Source organism: Pelagibius sp. (assembly GCF_965227505.1).
GTDB lineage: Bacteria > Pseudomonadota > Alphaproteobacteria > Kiloniellales > Kiloniellaceae > Pelagibius.
In genome coordinates this window covers 3,581,994-3,608,362 of the sequence record NZ_OZ245757.1, presented here as the reverse complement: position 1 = coordinate 3,608,362, position 26,369 = coordinate 3,581,994, and the positions used below count along the sequence as shown (strand labels likewise).

Sequence of the window (26,369 nt, the reverse complement as noted above, 5' to 3'; positions counted from 1 at the left end):
GGGTCACGCCGCCCAACGCGGCGCAAAGAAGCGCGCTGCCGGACCAGACCCGGAGAAGACATCCTCCGGAGTCCCCACCTCGACGATACGCCCGTTTTCGACGAACCAGATTTCATCCATGCGGCGGGCGAGCGCCAGGTTGTGGGTGATCATCAGGGTCGTCGCGTCGGTCTTGCGGATCAGGCTCTCCACCAGAGCCGGCCCGTCGACGTCCAGCGCATCGTCCGGCTCGTCCAGCAGCATGAGGTGCGAACCCGACAGCGCCGCCCGGGTCAGCAGGACACGGCGGATCTCACCGGCCGAGAGGTTGCGGCCGCCTTCGGAGAGCCTGCCGTCGAGGCCGCCGAGGCGTTCCAAGACATCACCCAGGCCAAAGGCTTCGGCCATGGCGGCGACGGCATCGTCGTCCTGCTGCTCGGCAGCCCCCATGGTGAGGGCGCGCCGCAGGCTGCCGGCAAGAATGGGCGAACGGGTGCCCACCAGCGCGATCATGCGGCGGCGTTCGTCCGCCGTGAGGTTGCCGGGGGCGCGGCCGCCCAGGCTCACTTTGCCCTGCTTCGGCTGCTCCAGACCAGCAGCGAGGCTCAGCAAGGTCGACTTGCCGGCCCCGTTGCCGCCGACGATGGCGATCTTGCGGCGGGCCGGCGCTTCGATCTCGATGTCCTTCAGGGCGCCGGCGGACACGCCGGCAAAGCGCAGCGACTGCGGCGCATCGCCCAGCGGCGTGCCTTCGGCCGCGCGGCGGCGCGTCAGGGTCGGCGCGGCGAGCAGGGCGTCGCACTTGTCGCGCGCGGCAACCCAGGCCCGGTGACGGTCCCAGACGCCGGCGAGATCACGCATCGGCTGAATGATCAGTCCGACCGCTGCCATCGCGCCGGCAGCCTCAGGCGCGGCGACGCCAAGGGTCAGGGCCGCGGTAAAGAGGCTGGCTGCGGCAATGCCGGCGACGGCGTCGGGGACGGCGCGCAGCAGCGCGGCACCGCGCGCCCGCGCCAGGGCGGAGGCGATAAGTTTCTCCGTACGGCGCAGCAGATGCGCCTTTTCGGTGCGGATGCGGCCCAGCAGGCGCAGTTCCGGTGCATGAGGGATACGCTCGCTCATATCGGCGGCAAGGCGCGCACGGCGTGCCCGCAGGCGCTTGTGCGCGGGCCCCAGGCGCGGACCGGCAAGGGCCATGACGACAAGGCCGACGGCGATGGGCACGGCGGCGGCAACCCCGAGCCTGGGATCGAGCAGAAACAACACGGCGGTCGCGGTCGGCAAAACGATGCTGGCCGAGATCAGGCGGGCAATCCCCAGGCTGACCCAGCCGCGCACCGCGGCCAGGTCGCCGACGAAGCGCATCGCAAGCCCCCCGCTGCGGCGGTCGGCGACGTCGCGTGCGGACATCTCGGTCAGATGGGCAAAGAGCTTCAGGCGCAGGGAGGCGGCATAGTTCTGACCGACACGCTCGGCGACGACTCTTTCGAAAACACGAAACAGCGCGATGGCAAGACCGGCCGCGGCGACCATCGCCAGGGCGAGAACCGGCAGACTGACGGCATCGTCGCGGAACGCGGCGAAGACGTCGCGCGTCGCAAAGGCCGCCATGCCGGCAGCGGCCGCTTGACCGAGGGCCAGGACCGCGACCAGAGCAATGCTCCGGCCGCGGCCCTCACCCGCTACGCGCGGCAGGCGGCTCATGCGGCGACTCCGACTTCCGAAACTGCGACGGCGGGCTGCGCTGCGTCCCGAGTGCCGGCCAGCTTGCCCAACAGGGCGTTGGCCTGCGCCGGATCGGCAAGCGCGTCGCGGGTGACCACGGAAACACCGGTCGCGGTTTCGGCCTCGGCGGCGCCCAGCGGAGAGCAGCTCACCATGCCGGTGACCGCCGCCGGTTCGATCCCCATACCGCGCAGGGCCGCGCAACCGCCGGCGGCGGCCAGCGCGTCGGGCGCGGCGAAGACAACACCTGCGAAGCTGTCGCGCACATGCGGCTGCTTCAGCAGGTCGGCCGTCTCCTTCTGGAAAACGCCGTCGGCCAGTTCGACCACCGCAACCTCGCAGCCGTGGCGGGCGGCATGGGCCAGCAGGGTTTCGAGGCCGGCCTCGATACGGGCCAGCGGCTGGCGGTAGGTGGACACCATGCCGGCGTCGGTGAAGTCGGCGACATAGCTGGCGCCGGTATCGACAAAGGCATTGAAGTCGCCGAAAGCGCCGGTGCCCGTCGCCTTGATCGCCGCGACCTCGTAACCCGCACGGCTGAGGCCGTGGGCCAGGCGCGCAACGGCGGTGGTCTTGCCGGAGTTCATGGAAGCACCGACGACGCCGATCACCGTCAAGCCCTTCGGGCGCTCGGCCTTGTGCAGGGCGTAGCTCGCCAGGTTGATCACCTTGCCGGACCCATGGGTCAGCAGACCGAGCGGAACGACGCGCGTCGGCGCCGACATGCGGGCGTGGCGATGACGCATGCGGCCCAGGACACCGCCGCCGGCCAGCATGTCGGAACCCTCGGGATCGAGTTCCGCCAGGCCTTCGAATTGATCGGGCGCATAGCGGTCGCCGCAGGCCAGGACCACGAGGTCGCCGACATAGAGTTCAGAGGCGCGGCCTTCGGCCAGCTGGATCTTCTTGTGAGAGCCGATGCGCTCCACACGGCCGAGCACCAGGTCGCCCGACGTGGCTTCGGAGAGGTTGTCACTCAGGCGCACGGCGTCCTTGCGACGCACGCGGCGGGTGGAGAATGCCCACTTCGCGCGGGCCAGGACTTCGGGAGTGATGGGCGTCAGGGCGGTCATTTGTAAGCTCCTCGTGAATACCGTTTGTCGCTGTTGTCTTGTGCGAAATGATGACTGTTGTCGCTAAAGGGCACCTGTCGCCCCGATGAATGGTCGCGTAATGCGAAATGAACGGGTCATGAAGTCCGCTGCGGCATCACAGACCGGCCTGCAGCATCACCTCCCGGCCAGAGAACCCGGCCCCCGCCGCCGAACCGCGCGAGACCGCGGCGTCGACAGGACCAGCTTCTGGTACAACAACGCGGTCGAGGCCTCCGTATTCCACGCAGTCGCGAAAATCGTGGCCGCAGCCCGGCAGAGCCTTGAAGGCCACCTGGGGCGGGATGCCGCGTGCCATCGCCGCCGCGCTGAGCGCCTCGGCCCAGCGCCGGCCCCGCGTCAGGCGGTCCCTGCCCTGCTGGAGGTCGATCTCCGCGCCGCTGCGGGTGTTGGGGTCCTGCAGGTTGTCTTCGGCACCGACGCAGACCTGAATGGGGAGCCTCAGGAACTGGTCAAGGCCGGCGGCCATGCGCGGGCCCCAGTCGCTGCGGCGACCCGGCCGCGCGGCCAGGCCGTAGGGGAAGGCGGCGGTGTCGGGGAAGGTGTACCAGCCGGCCGACGACAGGGTGAGCCGCGAGACGAGTTGCGGATAGAGCATGGCGAAACGATGGGCGAACTGTGCCCCGCCCGAGAAGCCGGCGAGTTCGAAGCTGCGCGTGTTCCAGATCCCGGTCAGCCGCAGTTCGGTCATCAGCGCAAGCAGGGCGTGATCGGCCCGGCCCTTGCGGACGACCTGCTGGTAACGCGGCCAGGCGCGCCGGTCGAAGAGCGGCGCAATGACCGGACGTCCGAGGGCGGCGGCACGGGCGCCGTAGCACTCGGCCTGATCCCTGGCCCGCCGCTGGATGCCGTGAACGGCCACCAGCGGCGGGGCCTTGGGGTCCAGTTCGACCGGCAGCGCCAGCCAGCAGGCGAGGCCCCCGCGGCCCTTGGCGGCGCGCTCCACCAGGGTGAAGGCGGCAGACCGCCGCGAAGCCTTGGGTTGGGAGGGACCGGTCTCGGAAACGTTGCGCAGCATCGTTTTTTTCCTTGGTTCAGATCTTTGGATCAGGCGACCTTGCCGAGGACCTGTTCGGCCCGGGCGGCTGGCAGCAGATCGAAAATCATGTGGATGCGGTCCTGATCGCCGTCGTTGAAGGCTTCGTGGACCTGCTTGTTGTCAAACCACCACAGCTCACCCTCCTGCATGCGCACTTCCTCGTCGCCGGCCTTCAGCCAGGACCCTTTGGCCGAACGCAGGACCAGGTGGTAGCGGTTGCGAACCTTGTAGTAATCGCCGCGGTCGATGTGCGGGTAAACGCGGCGCCCCGCCGGCAGGCAGACGATCTTCGCGCGGCTGAGCAGGCTGTCCTCCTGCCGGGCGATGTCTTTCAGGAAGCGGCGCGCCAGGGGATAGCGCTTCGATCCGGTCGTCCAGCGGCTCTCGTGCACGTCGCGGCGCTTGCGCTCACCAATGGCGGACTTGCGCAGGCCGCGCAGGGGAATGGCAAGCGCTTCGCGCTGGACCTGGATCTTGTCCTGCCTGCCTGTCGAGACATCCCAGGCTCCTTCGACTGCGGCGATCTCGGCCAGCAAGGGGGCCGGATCGATGTCGGAAATGAGGCAACGGAAGTGTTTCATAGTGCTCTCCTCTTGAGGGCCGAAGCGTCCGGCCGGAACCACGATGGTCGGCCGAATTGCTGTCGCCAGCCGGGGGGCGCTGTCCGCGGCTGCGGACAGCCCTTCGTTTGCAAAGTAAATGGGAAGATCCACAGGCATGACAACTAACCTTTTGTTTCTTAATAATTTTCTTGGTTAATCTTCATGTCCTGTTCGGCCGAAATTCACGTCGTTTTCAGCCGATGTTCATCTTCCGGGAGTCCCGGACGCTCAGTCGACCCGGACCCAGGCTTCCTCGACGCCATTGCGGAAGTGCCTCTCGCGATAGGCGATGGGGCCTTCACCCGGCGCGTACCAGGTGGTGCGCAGGCGACGGGTGTCGTCGCACTCCACCACGTAGGCCGGTGTCGCCGCCTGGCCGCTGCGCAGCACTTCCACCGCATCGGTGACCTCGCAGCGGGTTTCACGGGTGTAGCTGCGGCCGCTGTGAGAGACGGCGCTGCGCTGATAGCGGCCGGTGCTGCCGATCTGCAGGGGATAGAGCGAGTCCAGCTCGCGCACCTGGGCCTGGGCGGTGTGCCAGTTCCTGGAGTCGCCGCAGTTGGCCCAGCTGTCCGAGGGCGAGAACCAGTCGCCGGAGCGGGTCCAGACGCATCCGTCGCTTTGGCGGACACGCACGCCGTCGCCGTAGGGGCTCACTGAAAACGTCTTGGCGCTGCCATCCGTCAGGCTGGTGACGGTCATGCTGTCGCTCTGACCGAAGTCGGGCCGGGAGACGGTTTCGATGGGTTGGCTCAAGGCCTGGGTCTCAGGCTGCGTCGGATCGAACAGGGAGGTCACGGAGGAGAAAGACGGCAGTTCGAATCCATCCGTCGAACAGGCTGCCAGCGGCAGAGTGACCAGCAAGGAACAAAGGCGTTTCATCGGTTGATCTCCTGGTGTTCGGCCGAACCAATCGGCCATGTTCACCAGGAGAACGCGCCGGGCAGAGGAAAATTCCCGGCGCCCGCCCGAATTCCGGTTAAAACTATTATCTCAAATAAATCAGGTATTTATAAGGAATCTGGCAGGTGTGGAAAAGCGGCCGAGAGAAGGCGGCCAAGAAAAACGGCCGGGCGACCGGCTTTCGCAGTCACCCGACCGTTTCGATGCTGAGGCAGCCGGGCCGACCCTGAAGACGGGCAGCGCTGCCGGTCTTTCAGCGCCAGCCGCGGTCCAGCAGCCCGGCCTCCTCCGCCGGAGCGATCGCCGGCTGCGCGCCCAGGGCATCCAGCATCGCCTCCAAGGCGTCGGCACCGGGCCCGGAGGCCGGCACGAAGCCGTCCGGCCCGACCTCGCCCTTCGGCGAGGTGACCACGATCTCCACGTCCCAGCGCTGCTGGTCGGTGCGGCAGGCAATCCCGAAGGCCAACTCCTCGGCGCCCTCGGGAATAACCTCGAATTCACGGCAGATCCTCTCCGCCCCGTCGAAGAATGTGAGCATGGGTTGAACGCCCGCGTCCGAGATCCGCCCGCTCGGCAATGCCTCAAGGGCCTGATGCAGCGGGCCTTCGACGGGTGCGGTGCCCACCATGGCGATCTGATCTGCCGGCTGCGGTCCGCCGGGGATCATTACCGAGGTGACGGAAACGCCGATCACCAAGGCGATGCTGGCGGCCAGAGCCATACCCACCCAGGGCCGGCGCGCCTTGCGCACCTCGGCCAGATTCACAACCTCGCCAGGCTGTTCCACCCCCTGGTCAGGGCTGCCCGTAGGGCCCAGGATTGTGGCCCTCAGGTCAGCGGAGACCGGTTCGCGCATCGGCGCTTCAAAAGCCTCGCGCAGCAGCCGGTTGGCCTGCCTCACCTCCTCGGCATAAGCCCTCAGCGCCTCGTCCTGCGCCAGGGCGGCGGCAACCGTCGCGGCCTCCGCCGGATCCAAGCTGCCGTCCACATAGGCGGCAATCTGCTCTTCGCTCACCTTTTCCGGCATTATTCACTCTCCTTCAACAACGGCAGGAGTTTGGACCGGGCGCGGGCCAGACGGCTCATCACAGTGCCCAGGGGCGTTTCCAGGACCTCAGCGGCGGCCTTATAGGAGTAGCCTTCGATCGCAACCAAAGCCAAAACCGCCCGCTGATCCTCCGGCAGTTCGGCCATGGCCGCGCGTACCCGCTCCAGGGTCAGGCGGTCTTCCGCAGCCCGCGCGCCGACCCCATGGTCCGAGATCCGGTCCAGTGCGTCCGGATCGTCCAGTTCTCCCCGCCGCCCGCGGCTGCGGACCCTGTCGATCCAGGTCGTCTGGACGATCCGGAACATCCAGCTGTCAAGCCGGGTTCCCGGCTTGTACTGGTCCAATCTGTCCAGAGCCTTGACACAAGCGGCCTGCACGAGATCCTCTCCTTCATCCTGCGATCTTGTGATCGCGTAAGCAAAACGGCGTAATCGCGGCACCAGAGCGACCATCTCGACCTTAATATCTTCGTACATCGACAGGCGCTCAGCCTCTTTTCGGTTGGACAACGTCGGGCGAGAGTGAATATTCCAAAGGGGTAGGGAATTTTTTTTGCCCCGAGACGTTGTGCCTTCGGAAAGCGCTGTCTTCAAGGATTTCTGCCCATGCGCCTGTTGGCCCTGCTGCTGGCCCTGTTCTTTTTCTCTGCCGTGTCCTTCCAGTCCGGCGGCGACGCTTATCTGTGGTCGGTCGCCAAGGCGGATGACGACGACGATAACGATAACGACAATGACAACGATAACGACAATGGCGGCGGCGGCGGCGGCGGCGGTGGCGGTGGCGGCGGCAATGATAACGGCGGCGGCGATGACGATGACGATGATGATGACGACGACGATGATGACGACGATGACGACGACGACGACGACGATGATGACGATGATGACGATGATGACGACGACGACGACGATGATGACGAAGATGATGAAGAGGATGACGACAACGGTCGCGATGGCCGTGATGACCGCGAAGACATCATCAGCAACGAAATCGTCGGTGTCGGGCTCGACCCCCTGGACATCGCGGCACTGGGCATCGTCGGCTTTCGCGTCGAAACCGAGATTCCGCTCGATTCTCTCGGGATCACCGTCTCCAGCTTAGAGGTGCCCCAAGGGCTCGACGTGGAAGAAGCCCTCGAGCTCGCCCAGACCACCCGTCCCGATGCGCTCTTCGACTTCAACCACGTCTACGCCAGCAACGCAGAGGCCTGTGGCGACGAATGCTGGGGCGCCCGCCTCGTCGGGCTGGAACTGCCTACCGCTGCGACCTGCGCGGCCGGCCGGCAGATCGCCATCATCGATACCGGCATTGACACAAGCCATCCGGCACTCCGCGATGCCGCGATCACGGCCCGCAGCTTTCTACCGAGGAACCGTCAAGCGGCCCCGAAGGAGCATGGCACCGCCATCGCCACCCTGCTCGTCGGCCGGCTGGCGCCGGACAGCCCCGGACTGACCCCGGGCGCAAAGCTTCTGGCCGCGGACGTGTTCTATCTGCGCCGCGACGAAGTCCGAAGCGACGCCGTCGCGATCCTGCGCGGCCTGGACTGGGCCATTCAGTCCGGCGCCGAAGTGATCGCCCTCAGCCTGAGCGGGAACGCCAACCGCGTGCTCGCCCAAGGCATCCGCTCCGCGGCGCGGCGCGTCAACTTCGTTGCCGCCGCCGGCAACGGCGGGCCCCTGGCAGAGCCGGCATTTCCCGGTGCCTTGGGCGATGTCCTGGCGGTCACCGCAATCGATGCGCGCAAGCGCCCCTATCGTCAGGCAAACCGCGGCGACTACATCGAACTGGCGGCCCCAGGTGTGGACGTCTGGTCGGCCGGGGCCCAAGACGGCTACGCCTCCTGGACCGGCACCAGCTTTGCCGTACCCTTCGTCGCTGCAGCCCTGCTGCATGCCCGTGGACTGTCCGACGACGATCCCTTGCGTGCCCGCAAGCTGCTGACCGAAAGCGCCGAAGACCTGGGGGCGGTGGGATATGACGAAATCTTCGGCTGGGGCATGCTGCGCACCCCACAGGGCCGCTGCGAGTAGAACCTCTGCCAAGGAAAGACTTCAGGCAACCGCTTCAGCGCTGCGAGGCAAATCCGCGATCTGTCAGACGGAGCCTACGCAGGTCCAAACCCATCTTCTCAAGCGTCGCGCGGTAAACGCCGTCGCTGAACCGGCGCTGCATGGTGACGGAAGAAGACTGAAGCGTTTGCGCGAGACGATCCAGCAGGACGAAGCGGTACATCGTCAGTTCGTCAAACTCCTGGCGCGCCTCCGATGTCGACAGAGCCGACGCCAGGCGCGTGGTTGCACTTTCCGCAGTGAGACGGGCGCCCGCTTCCTGAGCAGGGGTCACATCGAACTGCAGATTGGCGACCTGCCAGCTGCGCAGCATCAGCGCCGCATAGCTGTGGGCGAGGTTGCGAAACTGGTAGCCGTGGCGCTCGGCAAAGCTGCGGTAGGCGGCGATGAGCCTGCCTTCTGCGATGTCCCGCTCCACCTCTGATGTGGCCGGGGCGTTGCCGCCCTGCCGCATCGCCTGGATGGCTTTCGTCCTTGTCCGCGCCGCCACGTCTGGATCGGGCGTGTAGCTGAAATCGGCGGCGGGCGCGGCAGGAGGCCGGGCTTCAGTTTGGCCGGAAGCCGCTGCCGCGTTTTCCTCCATCAGGAGGCGGTCGGCCTCTATCCGCAGGGCGTCCGCCGTCGTATTCAACAATCCCAGATAAGGGTCGGCGCCGGCGGGCGACGCGGCCAGGACAGCAAGCGCCAGCCAGATCGCAGCGCCTTGCCATGCCCCTTGCAGCATCACCGAACCCGCCTTCGAACGCCATGCCTACGGTCCCTGAACTGTACCACCAGGCTGGGTTACAAGTCGATTACGGCGCGCGGTCGGGGAAGCGGTGCGACAAAGCTGTGACCCCTTGGGAGAAGGGGGGAGCAGGCCTTCCTGTCAGGGACCGGTGGTGACCGCCTGAAACCGTGCGGCGAGGGCTGCCATGGCTTCGACGTAAGGGCCCGGCCCGTAGCTGACGCGCGCAACCCCCAGCGACGCAAGGTCAGCGAGGCTCGGCGCACCGTCCATCATCATGATGTTCACGGGCAGCGCCGCCCGATCGCAGAGCGTTTTGATAAGGACGGGGTCCACCAGCGCCGGCGTGAAGAAGCCGCTGGCCCCGGCCCCCGCGTAGGCTGCCGACCGCGCCGCGGCCTCTTCGAGCAAAGCAGGGTGCCGGCTGCGGTCCTTCTCCTTCAGGAAGAGGTCGGTCCTGGCGTTGATGAAAAGCGGCACGCCGGCGGCGTCCGCCGCGGCGCGCAGGGCCGCGATCCGCTCCGCCTGGACCTCCGGCGCGTGGAGCCCCTCGCCACCGACGACCTGGTCTTCGAAGTTGATGCCGATCGCGCCGGCCCCTATCAGGCGGGACAGGTTCGCCGCCGCTTCTGCCGGCGCTTCCGCGTAGGCGCCCTCGAAGTCCACCGTGACCGGCAGATCCACGGTCGCGGCGATCCGCGAAACGATGGTGAGCACCAGGTCGAGCGGAATCGCCTGACCGTCGCCATAGCCCTGGGCCGCAGCAACCGACCAACTGCCGGTCGCGACCGCCCTTGCCCCTGCCGCGGCGACGGTCTTGGCGCCACCGGCATCCCAGATGTTGTAGAGCACCAGCGGATGGCCCGGCTGGTGCAGTTCGGCAAAGGCTTCGGCTTTCTCGGCTTGGGTCATTGTCTGCTCGCCTTTCATGGCTGTTGGGTCCGGCTATGGAAGATCCCTGTTCACGCCGCCGTCCGCAGCTTCCGTCTGAGGGAAGAGGGCGGGCGTCCATAGAGATCGGAGAACGCTGCGTTGAAGCGGCGCAGGCTGCCGAAACCCGCCTGTTCCGCCACCGCGGACATCGGCAGTGCGGTCTGGTCGAGCAGCCGCTTGGCGCGCTGAAGGCGCAGGGTCTTTGCCACCTGAATCGGCGAGGCGGCGAGATGGCGCCGGAACAGACGCGAGAGGTGGCGCGGCCCGATGCCGAGGCGGGCGGAGAGCGCGGCGACACTGCCGCCATCGAGAGCGCCCTCTTCGATCAGCCGCAGCGCCCGCGCCACCGTCGCTTCGGTGCCCCTCCAGGCCGCCGAAAAGGGGGCGGTTTCCGGCCGGCAACGCAGGCAGGGGCGATAGCCGGCCTGCTCTGCAGCGGCGGCGCTAGGGTAGAAGCTGACATTGCGGGTGAGCGGCTGGCGCACCCGGCAGACCGGACGGCAGTAGACCATGGTGGTTCTGACCGCGACGAAGAACAGTCCGTCGAAGGCCGGGTCGCGGCGCAGGCGGGCGGCGTTGCAGGTTTCGAAATCCAGCGGCGGTACCAGCATGGACCTGACCTATCACGTCACCCGCGCTGCGGCGAGACGTGACGAAGGATCAGGTCCGAAAGCGGCCAGCCAGAGACTGTCGCACCAGAGACTATCCCGCCCGTCAGCTCGCGGCGCTTGCGCGGGCGGACGGGCCGCCGGCACTTCCCTGCTGGCGGCGCACGAGACGTGCGTAGAGGCCCCCGCGGGCCATGAGTTCCTCATGGCGCCCGACCTCCACCACGCGTCCCGCGTCCATCGCGACAATGCGGTCGGCCCTGCGCACGGTGGAGAGGCGGTGGGCGATGACCACCGTCGTGCGTCCTTGCTGCAGGCGGTCGAGGGCGCCGCGCACGAGCTGCTCGTTCACCGCATCGAGATGGGACGTCGCTTCGTCCAGGATCAGCAGCGGCGCGTCCTTCAGAAAGGCGCGGGCGATCGCCACCCGCTGGCGCTGGCCGCCCGAAAGGCTGGCGCCGCGCTCCCCCACCGGGGTGGCCAGGCCCTGCGGCAGCGATTCCACCAGCTCGCCCAAAGCCGCGTGTTCGATGGCCGCCTTCAGGTCCTCGGGGCTTGCATCCGGGCGCGCGATGCGGATGTTGGCCTCCAGGCTGTCGTTGAAGAGGTAGGTGTCCTGCGCCACCAGGGCGACGCGTTCGCGCAGCGCGTCGAGCCTGTATTGGCGCAGGTCGTGGCCGTCCAGCCGGATGACGCCACCGTCCGGGTCCCAGAAGCGCATCAGCAGTTGGGCCGTGGTGGTCTTGCCCGCACCGGAGGGACCGACCAGGGCCACGGTCTCGCCCGGCCGCGCTTCGAAGGAGACATCCGCGAGCGCGCGCCCCGCGGTCCCGGGATAGCGGAAGGCGGCGGATTCCACCGACAGTGTGACACCGGCGCCTTGCGTTTCGCGCGCCGCTGTGCCCGGGCCGTCGTCCACCACCGGAACTTCGCGTTCAACCGCATAGATGCGCCGCGTCGCCCCCAGAGTATCGGCAAGCTGGCGGCCGATTTGGGCGATCTCGGAGACCGGCAAAAAGGCGGCCAGCGCCAGCAGGGTCAGCAGCGGCAGCAGCCCGGCATCGACGCTGCCCGCCGAGACCTGCCACGCCCCCGTCGTCACCACGGCCAGACCGCCGAGGCCGGTCAGCACCTCCAGAAGCGAATGCTGTGCCGTCAGCTCGCGGAAGAACGGCATGCGCAGCGCGACGTGGCGGTCGGTCAGCCGGTCGAGCTCCGCGGCCCGGTTGCGCTCCTGCCGGTTGGCGACGACCTCACCCAGACCCTGAACGGAGTCGACCGCATGGGCGGCCAGTTCGCCCGCCGCCTCGCGCGCCTGCGAGCCGAGCCGGTCGACCCGGCGGCGCATCAGCCAGGGGCTGAGCCCCACCGCCAGCAGGAAGGGCAGCAGCGCCGCCGCCAGCCAGGGGTTGGCCCAGGCCAGAGTCCCCAAAACCAGCGCCGGGACCAGCACCGCGACGAATGCCGGCGCGACGGTATGGGCGAAGAAGTACTCCACCAGCTCGACGTCCTGGGTCGCGATGCCCATCAGGTCGCCGGTGCGCCGCCGCACCAGATAGGCGGGGGCCAGCCTGTCGAGCTTGTCGAAGAGCGCCATGCGCATCTGTGCAAGGAGACGGAAGGCCACGTCATGGGCGAGCCAGGATTCAGCCCAGTGCAGAATACCGGCCAGCGGCGCCGCGATGAAAAGCCAGGGCAGCAGCGCGGTGAAATCGCGGCCTTCCTTCAAGGCCAGGACGATCAGCGCGGAGATGACGCCGACACCGATGAAGGCGAGCACCCGCAGCACGCCGAAGACGAAGGTGGCGGTCATCTTGCCTTTCCAGGGCGCGATCATGGCGAAGAGAATCCGCACAAGCCTGGCCCAACCGAGACCCTCCGCTGCGACGATGCCTTCCGTCGGCGCCGCCGGCGCGACCTGCGGCTGGAGGGCCATGGGGGACGCAGCGGGGGCCGCCTGCCCATGCGGCGTCTGGGACGGCGTTTCGTCGAGGGCGCGGTCCGCCGTTACCTGACCGGCGTCGCGTACCTGTTCGGCCATCAGCGTCGCGTAGATTCCGCCCCGGGCCATCAGTGCCTGATGCCCGCCTTCCTCGACGACCTGCCCGTCGTCGACCACCAGGATGCGGTCGCAGCCGATGACACTGGAGAGACGGTGGGCCAGGACCAGGGTGGTGCGGCCCCGCATCAGGCGGTCCAGCGCGTCCTGGATCACCGCCTCGTTCTCGGAGTCCACGGCGGAGAGCGCCTCGTCCAGGACCAGGATCGGCGCGTCGCGCAGCACGGCGCGGGCGATGGCCACGCGCTGGCGCTGGCCGCCGGAAAGCTTGATCCCCTTCTCGCCGATGGGCGTGTCGTAGCCCTGCGGGAGGGCGCTGATGAAGTCGTGAATGTTGGCCGCCTCGGCAGCCGCGACGACAGCCTCCTGATCGGCATCCGGGCGGCCGAGGCGGATGTTCTCGCCGACGGTGCCGTGAAACAGAAAGGCGTCCTGCTGCACCACGGCAATGCGGCTGCGGATGGCCTCGAAGGGCAGGCCGCGCAGATCCTCGCCGCCGATCCGCACGCGGCCCTCGTCCGGATCGAAGAAGCGCAGCAGCAGGCGGACGATGGACGACTTTCCGGCGCCGGAGGGCCCGACTACGCCGACCCGCTCACCCGGCTTCACCGTAAAGCTGAGGCCGCGATGCACATCGCGCCGGGAGCCGGGATAGGCGAAGGTGACGTCCTCGAAGGCGATGCCCGGTGCAAGCGTTTCGACCGTCCTGGTCGGGGCGTCGGCCACCGGCGCGGTGGCATCGAAGAGCCGGTAGAGGCCCTGAGCCGAGGAAAGACCGACCATGCCTTCATGCAGCACGCTGCGCAGGTCCCGCATGGGCCGGAAGATCTCCACCCCCATCATCAGGATCATCAGCAGGGCGGCGAGGTCCATCGCCCCGGCCTCGACCCGGTAGGCGCCGAGCGCCAGGGCAGCGGCCGCGCCAACGGCGATGGCAGTGTCGGTGATGCCGCGCGACAGCGTGTTGGTGCCCAGCACCCACATGGTGGTGCGGAACAGGTAATCCGCCTTTTCCGCCAGCACTGCGGCGCGCTCGCGCGAACGGCCGAAGGCCTTCAGGGTCGCCAGCCCCTGGATCGAATCCAGCAGCTCGGCCGCGAAATCGCCGTAAGCCCTCTGGCGGTCCTTGGCGTTGCGCCAGTCGCGCTTCTGCCAGGCCGCCGGCGCGAAGAGGGCGATCAGCGCGAAGGCCAGCAGAACGGCGGCGACCGGCAGGTCGAGAAAGGCGACGAAGACGAAGATCAGGACCGGTGTCAGCAGCGAGACCAGAAGCTGCGGCAGGTACTTGCCGAAGTAGGTCTCCAGCTGTTCGACCCCGTCGATCATGGTGAGGGTCACGTCTCCGGAGCGCTGCACCCCGGCATAGGCCGGCCCCAGATCGCAGAGCTTCTCGAAAAGCGCGCGACGCAGGCGCTTCTGCACACGAGCGGCGGTTTCGTGGGCGACCATGGCGCGCCACTGCTCGAACCAGCCGCGCAGCACCATCACCACGGCCACCACGATCACCGGCAGCACCAGATCCGTAAGGGTGGCCCCGGCGAAGACCTGGGCGATGAGCCAGCCCAGCAGCGCCAGGCGGGCGACGCCGAGCCCGACCGCGACCAGACCGATGGCCACGGCATAGGCGATGCGGCCGCGCAGCCCCTTGGTGAAGGCCCAAAGACGGGGTTCCAAATGCATCGACTTCACTCCTGTGCCCGGTTACGCCGGCCCGATTGGCGGGATAATCCATCCTATGGCAGAACGTTTTCGTTCGTCTCTAGACGAATTCGAAGAATCGTTGTAAATATCTGTACAGACATCGGCGCAAGGATAAAGAGGCTCACCAGGCATGATCGGCGATTGGGACAACCTCCGGGTCTTCGTGGCCCTGGCCGAGGAAGGCAGCCTGACGGCGGCCGCCAAGCGCCTGCAGGTCAGCCATCCCACCGTCGCCCGGCGCATCAAGGCGCTGGAGGACGCGGTCGGCGCCAAGCTGTTCGACCGGCTGCCGGACCGCTTTCAGCCGACGGAAACCGCCCTCGAACTGCTGCACGACGCCAAGGAGATGGAGCGCGCCTCCCAGTCCATCGACCGCCGGGCGGCGGGGCTGTCGGGCTCCCACCTCGGCACCGTGCGCATCTCGGTCGACGAGACCATGGCCGCCTTCGTGACCCGCCACCTGCGGTCGCTGCGGGAGAATCATCAGTGCATCGAGTTCGAGATCTCGGTGACCCACATCTCGGCCAACCTCTCCAAGCGCGAAGCCGACCTGCTGATCCGCTTCCACGCGCCCGACCTCGCCAGCATCGTCGGGCGCAAGCTCGCCACCTTCGCCTATGCGGTTTACGGGACGGCGGACTTCGCGCGGCAGGCCGACGGCAGCGAGGAGACCCTGCGCAGTCTGCCCTGGGTCGGCTTCGACAGCGAGCACATCTACATGCCCGGCCAGACCTGGCAGGCGGACTTCCTGGGTGAGCGGCGCCCGGCGGTGCGCACCAACAACGGCATCGTGCTGGCCAACGCCATCCGCGGCGGCAACGGCATCGGCGTCCTGCCCTGCTTCCTGGGCGATGCCGACCCTGCCCTCACCCGGCTGACGCCGATCCTGGACGCGGCCCGCGTCGACCACTGGCTGCTGGTCCACGCCGACCTGCGCAACGTCCCGCGCATCCGCATCGTCATGGACGCCCTCGCCCGCCTCTTCGCGGACTGCCGCAAAGAGATTGAGGGGGACCTGGAAGACTCCACAGTGGTGCCTTTGGCGCGACAGGCCGAGGCCGGCGACTAGCCGATCCGGTCATGCTTGGGCTTGACCCGAGCATCCATGACTTTGTCAGACACCTTGATCCGCCGATCTTCTCCCGTGCTGCGGATCGATGGACCCTCGGACCAAGTCCGAGGGTGATGGCCGTGCAATTGGAAGCCGACTTGCAGCCGACAGAACACCTCGGCTCACGTCTCTGCCAGTGAAGAGACCGGGTGAGCACCAGTCGGTTCGCGCACGAAGATCAACTATTCACGTCAGGTGTTGGAGACGCACCCTCTCATAGAGATGTCGAACCTGCCCCAGCGGTTCTTGAGAACACAGGCGCTCGCGGGCGTCCCTGCAAACCACGATCCAATAGGACCCTGCAAGTCCGCCGCCCCAATAAACCGATACATAGTCCTTGGTCGCCGAGATCGTCGGAGACCGCTGTCCGACTGCGAGAATCGGATGCGTATTCACCCACGACCGATAGAGGTCTTCTTGCTGATCATCCAACTGCGTGTCAGGCGTCAGTTCGTCGAGTTCGAGACGTGCAAGCTGCTGCTGTGCGTCCTGCAACAGCTGATCATAGTCACTTTGATGAAATTGGTTCATCCGGAACGCAAAGGCATCGAAGCTTTTCGGGAGCCCCGGAGTGAAGGGGTGTAGGAAGAGCCCGAAGACCGCGACGGCAGCAAGAGATAGAACGCGTCGGTCCCTTGGCCCAAAAGCCAGCCTTGCAACGTAAAAAACGAGAAGGCTCAGGCAAACAACGGAAACCGGAAGAGTCACAAAGGGCGAGAAGTGGCCGAGCAGCGCTGGGTCTGCGAAGTATCCCTGGGTAAGCGTGTGCACCCATAGCAGGGCGCTACCGACAACCGAAACAGCTATAAGGTTACGGTGCGTTCGGCGTTGCACTGGGGAACCCTTGGATTGCAGCCTGCTGACTCCACCTACTGCCGATAGCGTTTGGGTGGCTGGGGGTTGTTGGCGGGGTTGGTGTCGTGCTTGGAGAGATGGGTGACGATGGCGCCGCCGACGAGCGGCTGCAGGTCGGCTTCCAAAGCCTCGGCCAGGTCGCGGGCGTAGACCTCCGCTCCGCCGACGTAGAGCGTGAAGGACTTGATGTACTTGGCTTCCTTGGCCGGATTCTCGATGGTCGCCTTGGTCCAGGCATAGAGCGGATAGTTCTCCGTGCCCTTCGCCTCGGCTTCGGCGACGTAGCCCGCGAAGGCATCGAACTGGCAGCTAAGCCTGGCATCGTGCTTGCGCAGGACCGCGGCGAGCGGCGCCAGCGCCGGGTCGTCGGGATCGCGCCGCGCCACGGGCGCAAAGGCATCGTCGAGCGTGATGCGGATCTGGTAGTCCCAGGTTTCGCTCACCGCGAACCTCCTCTCAGAAAACGAGTCCTGCTACCCATCCTTCGAGACGCCGCTGGCGCGGCTCCTCAGGATGAGGCTGACACTCTGTCCGCCGCTACTCTCTCCTCACCCTGAGGAGCTTGCGCAGCAAGCGTCTCGAAGGGTGCGATTGCGTAGCGACACGCGATCCGCTCTACGACCCCGTCAGGCTCTGACCTTCCAGCGCCTGGTCGATGAGGGCCAGGCTTTCCGGCAGGCCGTAGAGCGCCATGAAGGAGCCCATGCGCGGGCCCTGGTCCTGGCCCAGCAGGATCTCGTAGAGCGCCTTGAACCAGTCGCGCAGATTCTCGAAGCCGTGCGCCTTGCCGACGGCATAGACCTCGGCCTGGATGGTCTCGCCGTCCGCATCATCCGGCAATGCGCGCAGCCGCCCGGCCAGGTCGGCCAGGACCTTGCGCTCCTTCTCGTCGGGCGCGCGGTAGCGCTTGGAGGGCTTCACGAAGTCCTTGTAGTAGCGCAGCGCAAAGCCGACCAGATGGTCGAGGAAGGCATCGCTCTCGGGCGAGGCCTCCGGCGCGTAGCGGGAGATGAAGCCCCAGAGCACCGCCGGGTCCTCGGTGTTGCAGACGCTGGCCAGGTTCAGCAGCATGGCGAAGCTGAGCTTGGTGCCCGGCAGCGGCGGCTGGCCGTTGTGGATGTGCCAGACGGGGTTTTCCAGGCGCTTCTCGTCCTGGCCGTTGTAGGCCTGCAGGTGCGAGAGGTAGTCGTCGACCGCGCGCGGAATGACGTCGAAGTACAGCCGCTTGGCCGCCCGCGGCTTCTGGAACATGAACAGCGAAAGCGATTCCTGCGGGCCGTAGGTCAGCCACTCCTCGGCGGAGAGGCCGTTGCCCTTGGACTTGGAGATCTTCTTCGCCTCCTCGTCCAGGAACAGCTCGTAGGTGAAGCCCTCCGGCGGGCGGGCGCCGAGGATGCGGCAGATCTGGCCGCCCAGCTTCACCGAGTCGATCAGGTCCTTGCCGGACATCTCGTAATCGACGTCCAGCGCGTACCAGCGCATCGCCCAGTCGGCCTTCCATTGCAGCTTGCAGTGCCCGCCGGTCACCGGCGTCTCCACCCTGCTGCCGTCTTCATCCTGGTAGACGATGGTGCCGGCCTCCGGGTCGGTCTCCAGGACCGGCACCTGCAGCACGCGTCCGGTCCTGGCGCAGACCGGCAGGAAGGGGCTGTAGGTTTCGCGCCGCTCCGGCCCCAGGGTCGGCAGCACCACGTTCTTCACCTTGTCGTAGTGGCGCAGCACCTGCAGCAGCGCCGCGTCGAAGCGGCCGGAGGTGTAGAACTCGGTCGAGGACTGAAAGTCGTAATCGAAGCCGAAGGCATCGAGGAAGCCACGGAGGCGCGCGTTGTTGTGGTGCCCGAAGCTTTCGTGCGTGCCGAAGGGATCGGGGATCTGCGTCAGGCGCTTGCCCAGATGCTCGGCCACCATCTCCTTGTTGGGGATGTTGTCCGGCACCTTGCGCAGGCCGTCCATGTCGTCGGAGAAGCAGAACAGCTTGGTCGGGATGTCGCTCAGGCGCTGAAAGGCCTGGCGCACCATGGTGGTGCGCGCCACCTCGCCGAAGGTGCCGATGTGGGGCAGGCCCGAGGGGCCGTAGCCGGTCTCGAAGAGGGCATAGCCCTTTTCGGGCGTCTTGCCGCCCAGGCGCTTCACCACCCGCCGTGCCTCTTCGAAGGGCCAGGCGCGCGCGCCCTCGGCCAGTTCCCGCTCGTTTGCCATGAGATGTCTCGTCTAACCTGAACGCCGGACAGCGCTGCCGCGGCAAGCGCCTTTCGCTCCGGAACCTAGGCTTGGCTCAGGCGGGCGTCAACGCTGCTCCCGCGGCGGCCAGAGCAGGTTGCGCAGGAACTCCCGGTCCCGGGCACGCTCGAGAAAGGCCGCCTTCTGCTCCGGCGAGAGCGTGGCGAGATAGCCGTGGAGGTCTTCGGTGGTGTCCAGCACCACCGTGCCCATGCGCGCCCGGCGCTCCTCCATCTGCTGCATCAGGCCACCCCGGTCGAAAGCCGGCTTGGCCAGTTCCGTCAGCAGAAGGGCGCGAAAGCTGCCGCTGGTGCCGCCGGTAGCCTCGCGCCGCTCGGCGGTGCGCTGGCGCAAAGCTTCGAGGCCGGCGACCTGCGCCGCAGAGAGCTCCAGGTCCTCTGCCACAGCCGCCACCGGGTCCGCCGCGGCGGTATCGGAGGGCTCAGGCGCGCCCATCAGCTGTGGATAGACCAGCCCGGCCAGGAAGAAGAGGTTCACAGCCACCGAGGCGGCCAACAGGAACCACAGAGGTTTCTTGCCCATCACCTTGCCCATGACAGCCCCTAGATGAAGTCATCGAAGGTGAGGGGGCCGGGACCCCGCTGATCGGCCAGGGCGCTGGCCTCCTGCAGCAGGATGCGCTCGGACTGGTAGCGGCCCAGTTCAAAGGCGCCGGCACAGGCCAGAACCACCGTGAGCACGGCAAAGGCCGGCACCGCCGGGCGCAGCCAGCCGGCGAAGACGCCGTACCATGGTGGAGCCGCGCTTTTGCGTTCGGCCCCGATTTCGCTTTGGGCGGACGCGCGCAGGGCCTTGGCGCGGGCGACCATGGAGGCCGGCGCCGATTCGGGTGACGCCCCTGGGCTCTCCGCCAAGGCCTGGCGCAGATCGAGCAGTTGGTCGAGCAGCGCCGACTCCGCCATCAGCCGGGCTTCCAGGGCTTCGGCCTCCGGCCCGTTCAGCCGGCCGTCCAGATAAGCGGCCAGCAGCATGGGATCGGGTTCCGGAAACTCTGTCGAACCGGGGTCATCCCCAGAGTCCGCTGCAGAACCCGCTGCCGACCAGGATTCGCGGGCTTTTCGCCAGAGCGTGGCGCCCTCTTTCGTCGCGCCCTCAATTGTTGGGCCGTTCTTCGTTCTTTCATCCGTCATGGTTTCAGTCTTTTCTTCCCCTTACAGGTCACACCCCTGACCCATGTCCGTTATACGGGCAATCACAGGCCGTTATCCCCCGTTGCGCCCCTCCGCCAGGTCGATTTCCGCCTGAAAATGTGCCCGCAGCTTCACCAATGCCTTGTGGTGCATGGAGCGCACGGTCTGCGGGTCCACGCCCATCACCGCGCCGGCCTCCGCCGGGGTCATATCGCGTCGATAAAGCAGTTCGAGAACCAGGGCCTGGCGGGGCGAAATCACGCCCTCGGGGATCTTCACCCGCTCCGGCAGCACCGGGTCCACCGACAGCACCGCCTCCGGCTGGGCCTCCAGGTCTTCCGTCCGGCGCTTCAGCCGGCGCAGATGGTCGATGGCCGCCGAGTTCGCCACCACCGTCAGCCAGGTCGTCATCCTGGCACGGCCGGCATCGTAGCGCCGCAGCAGGGCAAAGTCGTTGCGGCAGAGACGCAGGAAAACGTCCTGCACCACGTCTTCCGCGTCGGCATTGCGCCCGGCGGCGATCAGGCGCCGGCGCACGGCGGCGAAGATCACCCCCGCGTGGCGCTCCACAAAGCGGTCCCAGGCTTGCTTGTCCCCCGCCAGCAGGGCGGAAAGATCCGCCTCCCCGTCAGCCACGCAGTTGTGCTCGGCCGCCCCCACGCGGCCCCGGTCGGTCCCTCACCATGGCCCCAGCATAGCGCAAGGCCCCCGGCATGGCATCGTGGTAAGGACGGGACGGTGAGAGCGGCGGAACACCAAGCTGCGCATGGCGCCGCCGCCCGGCGGCGGCTATAGTCCGGCGCATGGGTTCCCCCTCCGTTCCATCCCAGGCAAAGGCCGATTCGGCACCCGCTCCGGCGCCGCTGAGGCTGCCGGCGGCGCCGGTTCTGCTGGGCGCGCCCGGCCGCGTGGTCTGGATCGACCGGGACGGGGAGGTTCTGAGCCTTTCGGTCGCCGAGGCGGCGCTGCGCGCCCGCAGCGAGCCTCCAATCGTCTGCCATGGGCCGGGGCTGGCGCGGCGCCTGGGCTGCGATCCCTTTCCCGCCTTCGACCTGCTGGAGCTCTATGCCTTCGTGCGGCCGGCCAGCTTCTGCCCGCCCAGTCCCTACGGCCTGGCCGCCGTGCTGGGGTTCCCGAAGCCAAGCGAGCCGGAGGCGGCCGCGGCGCTGCTGCCGCAGGCCGCCGCCACCCTGCTGCAGGAACTGGCGGCGCGCGGGACCTCCTCTTCCGGGGGCGATCGCGACGCAGCGGGCATCGCCTGGACCATGGCCCAGGCCGGCTGGCCCTGGGGACCCTTCGTCATCGCCGCGCTGGGCTATGGCGAGGGCGGCAGCACCCTGCCGCGGCGCTCTCTGGGGCTGCGGGTCTGGGAGCGCCTGCCGGACTGGGAGGAACGGGCGCCGCGCGGTGCGCCGGGCAGCCGGCCGGTGCTGCCGGAGGAAAGCCGCGCCCGCCTTGCCGAGGTCCTGGGCCAGATGACCGCGGCGGAGGCCGAGCCGCGCCCGCAGCAGGCCGACTACGCCGCCGCGGTCAGCGCCGCCTTTGCGCCCCGCGCGACCGAGGACGCGCCCGAGGTGGTGCTGGCCGAGGCCGGGACCGGCACCGGCAAGACCCTGGGCTATCTGGCGCCGGCCAGCCTCTGGGCCGAGCGCAACGATGCCGCCGCCTGGATCTCCACCTACACCCGCAACCTGCAGGGCCAGGTGGACGAAGAACTGGCAGCGCTCTATCCGGAGCCGCGCGAGAAAGCTGCCAAGGTGGTCATCCGCAAGGGGCGGGAAAACTATCTCTGCCTCCTGAACCTCGCCGAGGCGGTGGGCCAGCTTCCCGCCCGTCCGCAGGATGCGGTGGCTCTCGGCCTCATGGCACGCTGGGCGCTGCGGACGCGCAACGGCGACATGGTGGGCGGCGACTTCCCCGGCTGGTTCGTCGATCTCTTCGGGCCGGCGCGCACTCTGGGGCTCGCCGACCGCCGCGGCGAGTGCATCTATTCCGCCTGCCAGCACTACAAGAAATGCTTCATCGAGCGTTCGGTGCGCAGCGCCCGCCAGGCCGACATCGTCATCGCCAACCATGCGCTGGTGATGATCCAGGCGGCCATGGGCGGCGGCGACGACGGACAGCTGCCCAGCCGCTACGTCTTCGACGAGGGCCATCACCTCTTCGAGGCGGCGGACAGCGCCTTTGCCGCCCACCTGAGCGGCCTGGAGGCGCGCGAACTGCGCCGCTGGCTGCTGGGGGCCGAGGGCGGGCGCAGGGGCGCCGGCGGGGCCAGCCGCATGCGCGGCCTGCGCCGCCGCCTGGAGGATCTGCTGGGCGCCGACGAGGCGGCCCTGAACGCCCTGGAGCGGGCGCTTGGCGCCGCGAAGGTGCTGGCCGGGGAAGGCTGGCGGCAAAGAGTGGAGGAGCAGCGTGCGCAGGGCACCTGCGAGGCCTTCCTGGCCGTGGCCGCGCAGCAGGTCCTCGCCCGCGCCGGCGGCCAGGACCAGCCCTACAGCCTGGAAGCCCCGGCCCAGCCGCCTCTCGAAGGCCTGCTGACCGCCGCCGAGACCCTCGCTGCCGATTTGGGCGACCTTGTCGCGCCGCTGAAGGAGCTGCGCCGCCTCCTGCTGGCGCGCCTGGACGACGAGGCCGAAACGTTGGACAGCGACAGCCGGCGCCGCATCGAAGCCGCGGCCCGCGGGCTGGAGAGCCGCGCCCTGCTGCCCCTGGCCGCCTGGCGCGACATGCTGCGCGCACTGGCCGAGGACACGCCGCCGGAGTTCTGCGACTGGCTGGCCATCGAGCGCATCGACGGGCGCACCCTCGACATCGGCCTCTACCGCCACTGGATCGACCCCAGCCGCCCCCTTGCCGAAAGTCTGGGCCGCTCCGCCCACGGCCTGCTCATCACCTCCGCCACCCTGGCCGACCAGAGCTTCGCCGAACCAAGCAGCAACAAGGCCGCAACCGGCAGCGCCGAGGAACCGCCGGTCTGGCGTGCCGCCGATGCCCGCCTGGGCATCGCCCACATGGCCGCCCGGGTCTCCCGCGTCAGCCTGCCCTCGCCCTTCGACTACGCCCGCCAGACCCGCGTTTTCATCGTCCACGACCTGAAGCGCGGCGACCTGGGCCAGTTGGCCGCCGCCTACCGCGCGCTCTTTCTCGCCGCCGGCGGCGGCGCGCTGGGCCTCTTCACCGCCATCGCGCGCCTGCGCGCGGTGCAGAAGCGCCTCGCCCCCGCGCTGGCCGAGGCGGGCCTGCCGCTTTACAGCCAGCACGTCGACGGCCTGGACACGGGAACCCTGGTCGACATCTTCCGCGCCGAGGAGGACTCCTGCCTGCTCGGCACCGATGCGGTGCGCGACGGCGTCGACGTGCCCGGCCGCTCGCTGCGGCTCATCGCCTTCGACCGCGTGCCCTGGCCCCGGCCGGACATCATCCACAAGGCCCGCCGCGCCGTCTTCGGCGGACGCGCCTACGACGAACAGCTCACGCGCCTGAAACTGCGCCAGGCCTTCGGGCGCCTGATCCGCCGCGCCGACGACCGCGGCGTCTTCGTGCTGTTGGATCCGCTGCCCTCGCGCCTCCTGAACGCCTTTCCGGAGACGGTGACCGCCGAACGCGTCGGGCTTGCAGACGCCGTGGCCGGCGTGAAGGACTTCCTCGGCCGCTGACGCGCCCGGCCAGGGCAATCACACCGGCTTGCCGTAGACCCTGATCACCTCCAGGAACTCGTGCAGGGCGTTCTGCTTCGCGCTGTCCACCATCATCAGCATGGTGACGCTCTCGCCGTCGGCGGAGAGCGGCAGAATGATGCGCGCGTAGGAACGCTGCTTGATGTTGGTCTGCAGCGCCAGTACATGCGCCAGAGGGCCGCGGCCTTCCACCGCGGCGCAGTAGTGCTCATGGACCATCTGCCCATAGGCCGGCGGACTGAGGTCACGCGGATGCAGGCTGGTCAGGTTGTAGCCGTGGACATCGCAGATGCCGGTGCCGCTCAGGCGGTAGAGGAAGTCGAGACCGCCGTCGTCCGCCGTCACGACATCGGCCAGCATCACCCGCGGCAGCAGTGCGGCGATCTCGGTCGGGTCGATGTCCTCGCGCGCTGGCGCAAAGCGCGCCCCGCACTTGCCGCGCCAATAAGCCAGCGCCTGAACCAAATCCGGATAGAGTGCCAGGCCGGTCTCCAGATCCAACTCGGCCGCGCGGATATCCTTCAGGACTTCCGTCATGGCTCGATTGTCGAACCCTGCGCCTCGCCGCACAAGCACGGCGTTCGCATACCCTTCTTTGCGCAGGGTCCGAGCAGTCCCGCTCAGCCGATCCCCAGGTAGACGAAGAGCGCCGAAAGCGTCGCCAGCGAGACGACAGTGGAGATCATGATGACCGCCGTGGAGCGCTGGATGTAGATGCCGTACTGCTGGGCGAGGACGAAGACCAGGGCGCCGGTGGGCAGGGCCGACTGGATAAGGGCACCCGCCGCCCAGATCGGGTCCATGGTGAAGACCTGGAAGGCGAGCCACCAGGTCACCAGGGGCTGCACCGCCAGTTTCAGCAGCACCAGCCAGCCGACCTCCGTCATCCCGGCGGTGAAGGACTTGCCCACCATGAAGAGGCCGATGGCGAAGAGTGCGCAGGGGCCGGCGGCGGCGCCCAGGATGTCGCAGAAGGTGGCCAGCGCCTGGGGGATCGGCAACCCGAGGGCGGAGGCGCCGAGGCCGAGCACGGCGGAGATCGCCAGCGGCGAGCGCAGGATTCCGCCGAGCACGCCGCGCAGCACCGTCACCGCCCCCTTGCCCTGGTGCACGTCCAGTTCCAGCAGCGCGATGCCGAGGGCCATGATCACTGCGCCGTTCAGAATGGTGGTGATGATGGCCGGCAGCATGCCCGCTTCGCCGAAGGCCAGCATCAGAAGCGGAATGCCCATGTAGCCTGTGTTCGAGAAGATGGCGGAGAGGCCGCCGAGCCCCAGGGCGCCCAGGCGGTTGGGAAAAGCAAAGCGTGCGACGACAAAGGCCAGCACGAAGGTGAAGGCCACGCCGCCGCCGTAGGCCGCCAGGAACGGCAGGTTGAAGACCTGATCGAGGGAAACCCTGGCCATGGAGATGAAGAACAGGGCCGGCAGGGCGATGTAGTAGACGAAGCGGTTCAGCGCCTCGCTGCTCTCGTTCCCGAGAATGCGGAAGCGCCCGGCCAGATAGCCGGCAAGCATGATACCGAAGACCGGGAAGACAACGTTCAGGATGGGCCCCATGGCGCGGACCTTGCCGCCGCACCTGGGGCTTGCCAAGCGCTAAAACCGCCTGTCTGCCCCGCAGACGTTGCAGGCTTGACCTCGCCGCTGCCGCCTGACTAGTCTTCGCCGCCGCCAGGGCCGGTTCGCCGGAGCCGGGTTCGGTTCGCCAGAGAAAGTCCGTTCCGCCTCACAACGCCGTCATCCAGGTTCCGCACAGCAGAGAGCAAAAAGCGAAGCGCAATGTCCGATCATCACACGGCCCTCGTCTACACCATGGTTCTCGTTTCCGCCGCCGACCGGGATATGACCGACTCTGAGTTGCTGACCATCGGCGACACGGTAAAGCACCTGCCGGTCTTCGCAGACTATGATCTGAATGAGCTGCCGAAGGCCGCCCAGGCCTGCGCCGAGATGCTGGGCCAGGAGAACGGCCTGGAGGCGGTTCTGGGTTTCATCACCGGGCACCTGCCGGGCAAGCTCTCCGAGACCGCCTACGCGATCGCCCTGGACGTGGCCGCCGCCGACAGCGCGGTGACCCAGGAGGAGCTGCGGCTGCTGGAGATGCTGCGCCACCGTCTGCAGGTGGGCCGCCTGCCCGCCGCCGCCATCGAGCGCGGCACCCGCGCCCGCAACATGCGGCTGTAGCGCCCGCCGCTCTTCCCCTCTTCGCCGATCCCACCCGTCTGCCCAGCGGCCGCCCCCGGCCGGCGCCGGGGCTTGCCCTCCTGCAAACGACATAGCAGCACTCCTCACGAGAGGCTGCTAAGTTATTGTTTTCTTAACGTTATTTTGTTGAGATTTCAATGACAGGTGGGCAAGCTTGATCCCTATCGGGTCCCAAGGGACGGTGAGATAGGAGGGAAGATGAGCGATCTTGCGCTGCAGATGAACGACTATCGGCTGACGACGGCCGAGATTCTCTACCACTTGCCGGATCACCCGGCTCTGCTGCAGACCTATATCTGGCAGGAATACGACCTGGCGCCGAACTACCCGGAACTGCATAAGTTCCTGGCCTTCTGGGAAAAAAATCTGGACGGCCCGCTGCACTCGGTGAAGGTCGCCAATATCCCGATCATCCGGGCCCCGGACACCCGCTTCGCCGCCTGCTGCCTGACCCTGCAGTAGAGACCTACGAGAGCCGGCCCGCCGGCAGCCGAACCCCTGGGCCAGGTCCCCTGGGACAGGTCCACGACGGCGTAGCTCCCCCAAGATCCAGCGCCCTGGAGCGCCGGCCCTGCAACGTCTGCAGGCTTTGACCGCGCAGCGGCGCGACAGAAGGTCGCGCGCCGCCACGGCTCTCTCC

General features: G+C 67.9%; 24 protein-coding genes. 5 read left to right on the top strand and 19 right to left on the bottom strand.

Annotation, left to right across the window (positions count from 1 at the left end; all coding sequences use genetic code 11):
* Positions 1–3 precede the first annotated feature (3 nt).
* The 7 genes from ACO06P_RS17005 to ACO06P_RS16975 all read right to left on the bottom strand — a co-directional run bounded on the left by ACO06P_RS17005 (position 4) and on the right by ACO06P_RS16975 (position 6,884).
* Positions 4–1,683, bottom strand: a complete 1,680-nt coding sequence (locus tag ACO06P_RS17005; protein ID WP_420346416.1) for an ATP-binding cassette domain-containing protein — start codon at positions 1,681–1,683, stop codon at positions 4–6.
* Complete coding sequence (locus ACO06P_RS17000; RefSeq protein WP_420346415.1) at positions 1,680–2,777, bottom strand: hypothetical protein; 1,098 nt, start codon at positions 2,775–2,777, stop codon at positions 1,680–1,682. Before ACO06P_RS17000 ends, ACO06P_RS17005 begins: the two co-directional genes overlap by 4 nt.
* 136 nt (positions 2,778–2,913) lie before the next feature.
* Positions 2,914–3,834, bottom strand: coding sequence for an alpha/beta fold hydrolase (locus tag ACO06P_RS16995; RefSeq protein ID WP_420346414.1), 921 nt, complete (start codon positions 3,832–3,834; stop codon positions 2,914–2,916).
* Positions 3,835–3,863: 29 nt separating this feature from the next.
* Positions 3,864–4,436 carry an aspartyl/asparaginyl beta-hydroxylase domain-containing protein gene (locus tag ACO06P_RS16990; RefSeq protein WP_420346413.1) on the bottom strand — a complete coding sequence of 191 codons (573 nt, stop codon included), beginning with the start codon at positions 4,434–4,436 and terminating at the stop codon, positions 3,864–3,866.
* A gap of 249 nt (positions 4,437–4,685) precedes the next feature.
* Complete coding sequence (locus ACO06P_RS16985; RefSeq protein ID WP_420346412.1) at positions 4,686–5,339, bottom strand: hypothetical protein; 654 nt, start codon at positions 5,337–5,339, stop codon at positions 4,686–4,688.
* Positions 5,340–5,613: 274 nt separating this feature from the next.
* A complete protein-coding gene (locus ACO06P_RS16980) occupies positions 5,614–6,387 on the bottom strand; it encodes a hypothetical protein (protein WP_420346411.1) in 774 nt (257 codons plus the stop codon).
* A complete protein-coding gene (locus tag ACO06P_RS16975) occupies positions 6,387–6,884 on the bottom strand; it encodes an RNA polymerase sigma factor (protein WP_420346410.1) in 498 nt (165 codons plus the stop codon). Before ACO06P_RS16975 ends, ACO06P_RS16980 begins: the two co-directional genes overlap by 1 nt.
* A gap of 129 nt (positions 6,885–7,013) precedes the next feature.
* Here ACO06P_RS16975 and ACO06P_RS16970 point away from each other — a divergent pair, with 129 nt between their 5' ends.
* Positions 7,014–8,441 carry a S8 family serine peptidase gene (locus tag ACO06P_RS16970; RefSeq protein WP_420346409.1) on the top strand — a complete coding sequence of 476 codons (1,428 nt, stop codon included), beginning with the start codon at positions 7,014–7,016 and terminating at the stop codon, positions 8,439–8,441.
* Between the two features lie 34 nt (positions 8,442–8,475).
* Here the strand turns inward: ACO06P_RS16970 and ACO06P_RS16965 are convergent, their stop codons facing one another.
* The 4 genes from ACO06P_RS16965 to ACO06P_RS16950 all read right to left on the bottom strand — a co-directional run bounded on the left by ACO06P_RS16965 (position 8,476) and on the right by ACO06P_RS16950 (position 14,487).
* Positions 8,476–9,204, bottom strand: a complete 729-nt coding sequence (locus tag ACO06P_RS16965; protein WP_420346408.1) for a hypothetical protein — start codon at positions 9,202–9,204, stop codon at positions 8,476–8,478.
* Positions 9,205–9,348: 144 nt separating this feature from the next.
* Complete coding sequence (locus tag ACO06P_RS16960; RefSeq protein WP_420346407.1) at positions 9,349–10,119, bottom strand: isocitrate lyase/PEP mutase family protein; 771 nt, start codon at positions 10,117–10,119, stop codon at positions 9,349–9,351.
* Between the two features lie 50 nt (positions 10,120–10,169).
* Complete coding sequence (locus tag ACO06P_RS16955) at positions 10,170–10,751, bottom strand: bifunctional transcriptional activator/DNA repair enzyme AdaA (protein ID WP_420346406.1); 582 nt, start codon at positions 10,749–10,751, stop codon at positions 10,170–10,172.
* A 103-nt stretch (positions 10,752–10,854) separates the two neighbouring features.
* Positions 10,855–14,487: an ABC transporter ATP-binding protein gene (locus ACO06P_RS16950; protein WP_420346405.1), complete on the bottom strand. Its 3,633-nt coding sequence runs from the start codon at positions 14,485–14,487 to the stop codon at positions 10,855–10,857.
* A gap of 151 nt (positions 14,488–14,638) precedes the next feature.
* Between ACO06P_RS16950 and ACO06P_RS16945 the strand changes: the two genes are divergently transcribed.
* Positions 14,639–15,577: a LysR family transcriptional regulator gene (locus tag ACO06P_RS16945; RefSeq protein ID WP_420346404.1), complete on the top strand. Its 939-nt coding sequence runs from the start codon at positions 14,639–14,641 to the stop codon at positions 15,575–15,577.
* 228 nt (positions 15,578–15,805) lie between these two features.
* Here the strand turns inward: ACO06P_RS16945 and ACO06P_RS16940 are convergent, their stop codons facing one another.
* The 6 genes from ACO06P_RS16940 to ACO06P_RS16915 form a co-directional block, all read right to left on the bottom strand.
* Complete coding sequence (locus ACO06P_RS16940) at positions 15,806–16,390, bottom strand: hypothetical protein (RefSeq protein ID WP_420346403.1); 585 nt, start codon at positions 16,388–16,390, stop codon at positions 15,806–15,808.
* Positions 16,391–16,488: 98 nt separating this feature from the next.
* On the bottom strand, positions 16,489–16,917 hold the full coding sequence (locus ACO06P_RS16935) for a hypothetical protein (RefSeq protein WP_420346402.1): 429 nt from the start codon (positions 16,915–16,917) through the stop codon (positions 16,489–16,491).
* A gap of 172 nt (positions 16,918–17,089) precedes the next feature.
* Positions 17,090–18,673, bottom strand: coding sequence for a lysine--tRNA ligase (locus tag ACO06P_RS16930; protein WP_420346401.1), 1,584 nt, complete (start codon positions 18,671–18,673; stop codon positions 17,090–17,092).
* Positions 18,674–18,760: 87 nt separating this feature from the next.
* A complete protein-coding gene (locus tag ACO06P_RS16925; protein WP_420346400.1) occupies positions 18,761–19,249 on the bottom strand; it encodes a periplasmic heavy metal sensor in 489 nt (162 codons plus the stop codon).
* 8 nt (positions 19,250–19,257) lie between these two features.
* A complete protein-coding gene (locus tag ACO06P_RS16920) occupies positions 19,258–19,686 on the bottom strand; it encodes a hypothetical protein (RefSeq protein WP_420346399.1) in 429 nt (142 codons plus the stop codon).
* A gap of 231 nt (positions 19,687–19,917) precedes the next feature.
* Entirely contained in the window at positions 19,918–20,481 is a 564-nt protein-coding gene (locus tag ACO06P_RS16915) for an RNA polymerase sigma factor (RefSeq protein ID WP_420346398.1), read from the bottom strand.
* Positions 20,482–20,648: 167 nt separating this feature from the next.
* Here ACO06P_RS16915 and ACO06P_RS16910 point away from each other — a divergent pair, with 167 nt between their 5' ends.
* Positions 20,649–23,501: an ATP-dependent DNA helicase gene (locus tag ACO06P_RS16910; protein ID WP_420346397.1), complete on the top strand. Its 2,853-nt coding sequence runs from the start codon at positions 20,649–20,651 to the stop codon at positions 23,499–23,501.
* Between the two features lie 18 nt (positions 23,502–23,519).
* On the opposite strand, the gene ACO06P_RS16905 is transcribed toward ACO06P_RS16910, so the two are convergent.
* Both ACO06P_RS16905 and ACO06P_RS16900 read right to left on the bottom strand, forming a co-directional pair.
* Entirely contained in the window at positions 23,520–24,059 is a 540-nt protein-coding gene (locus ACO06P_RS16905) for a PAS domain-containing protein (protein ID WP_420346396.1), read from the bottom strand.
* Between the two features lie 83 nt (positions 24,060–24,142).
* Complete coding sequence (locus tag ACO06P_RS16900; protein WP_420346395.1) at positions 24,143–25,117, bottom strand: AEC family transporter; 975 nt, start codon at positions 25,115–25,117, stop codon at positions 24,143–24,145.
* A 186-nt stretch (positions 25,118–25,303) separates the two neighbouring features.
* Between ACO06P_RS16900 and ACO06P_RS16895 the strand changes: the two genes are divergently transcribed.
* Together ACO06P_RS16895 and ACO06P_RS16890 are read left to right on the top strand one after the other, a co-directional pair.
* Entirely contained in the window at positions 25,304–25,708 is a 405-nt protein-coding gene (locus ACO06P_RS16895; protein ID WP_420346394.1) for a tellurite resistance TerB family protein, read from the top strand.
* 219 nt (positions 25,709–25,927) lie between these two features.
* Positions 25,928–26,191, top strand: coding sequence for an usg protein (locus ACO06P_RS16890; protein ID WP_420346393.1), 264 nt, complete (start codon positions 25,928–25,930; stop codon positions 26,189–26,191).
* The last annotated feature ends 178 nt before the right edge of the window (positions 26,192–26,369 follow it).

What these genes read in the sequence shown, in the direction of transcription:
- ACO06P_RS16950 (WP_420346405.1), bottom strand. Translation starts at nt 14,487, where the DNA reads ATGCATTTGGAACCCCGTCTTTGGGCCTTCACCAAGGGGCTGCGCGGC.
- ACO06P_RS16995 (WP_420346414.1), bottom strand. Translation starts at nt 3,834, where the DNA reads ATGCTGCGCAACGTTTCCGAGACCGGTCCCTCCCAACCCAAGGCTTCG.
- ACO06P_RS16930 (WP_420346401.1), bottom strand. Translation starts at nt 18,673, where the DNA reads ATGGCAAACGAGCGGGAACTGGCCGAGGGCGCGCGCGCCTGGCCCTTC.
- ACO06P_RS16960 (WP_420346407.1), bottom strand. Translation starts at nt 10,119, where the DNA reads ATGACCCAAGCCGAGAAAGCCGAAGCCTTTGCCGAACTGCACCAGCCG.
- ACO06P_RS16910 (WP_420346397.1), top strand. Translation starts at nt 20,649, where the DNA reads ATGGGTTCCCCCTCCGTTCCATCCCAGGCAAAGGCCGATTCGGCACCC.
- ACO06P_RS16985 (WP_420346412.1), bottom strand. Translation starts at nt 5,339, where the DNA reads ATGAAACGCCTTTGTTCCTTGCTGGTCACTCTGCCGCTGGCAGCCTGT.
- ACO06P_RS16945 (WP_420346404.1), top strand. Translation starts at nt 14,639, where the DNA reads ATGATCGGCGATTGGGACAACCTCCGGGTCTTCGTGGCCCTGGCCGAG.
- ACO06P_RS16925 (WP_420346400.1), bottom strand. Translation starts at nt 19,249, where the DNA reads ATGGGCAAGGTGATGGGCAAGAAACCTCTGTGGTTCCTGTTGGCCGCC.
- ACO06P_RS16920 (WP_420346399.1), bottom strand. Translation starts at nt 19,686, where the DNA reads ATGCTGCTGGCCGCTTATCTGGACGGCCGGCTGAACGGGCCGGAGGCC.
- ACO06P_RS17005 (WP_420346416.1), bottom strand. Translation starts at nt 1,683, where the DNA reads ATGAGCCGCCTGCCGCGCGTAGCGGGTGAGGGCCGCGGCCGGAGCATT.
- ACO06P_RS16970 (WP_420346409.1), top strand. Translation starts at nt 7,014, where the DNA reads ATGCGCCTGTTGGCCCTGCTGCTGGCCCTGTTCTTTTTCTCTGCCGTG.
- ACO06P_RS16975 (WP_420346410.1), bottom strand. Translation starts at nt 6,884, where the DNA reads ATGTACGAAGATATTAAGGTCGAGATGGTCGCTCTGGTGCCGCGATTA.
- ACO06P_RS16980 (WP_420346411.1), bottom strand. Translation starts at nt 6,387, where the DNA reads ATGCCGGAAAAGGTGAGCGAAGAGCAGATTGCCGCCTATGTGGACGGC.
- ACO06P_RS16965 (WP_420346408.1), bottom strand. Translation starts at nt 9,204, where the DNA reads ATGCTGCAAGGGGCATGGCAAGGCGCTGCGATCTGGCTGGCGCTTGCT.
- ACO06P_RS16890 (WP_420346393.1), top strand. Translation starts at nt 25,928, where the DNA reads ATGAGCGATCTTGCGCTGCAGATGAACGACTATCGGCTGACGACGGCC.
- ACO06P_RS17000 (WP_420346415.1), bottom strand. Translation starts at nt 2,777, where the DNA reads ATGACCGCCCTGACGCCCATCACTCCCGAAGTCCTGGCCCGCGCGAAG.
- ACO06P_RS16895 (WP_420346394.1), top strand. Translation starts at nt 25,304, where the DNA reads ATGTCCGATCATCACACGGCCCTCGTCTACACCATGGTTCTCGTTTCC.
- ACO06P_RS16905 (WP_420346396.1), bottom strand. Translation starts at nt 24,059, where the DNA reads ATGACGGAAGTCCTGAAGGATATCCGCGCGGCCGAGTTGGATCTGGAG.
- ACO06P_RS16990 (WP_420346413.1), bottom strand. Translation starts at nt 4,436, where the DNA reads ATGAAACACTTCCGTTGCCTCATTTCCGACATCGATCCGGCCCCCTTG.
- ACO06P_RS16955 (WP_420346406.1), bottom strand. Translation starts at nt 10,751, where the DNA reads ATGCTGGTACCGCCGCTGGATTTCGAAACCTGCAACGCCGCCCGCCTG.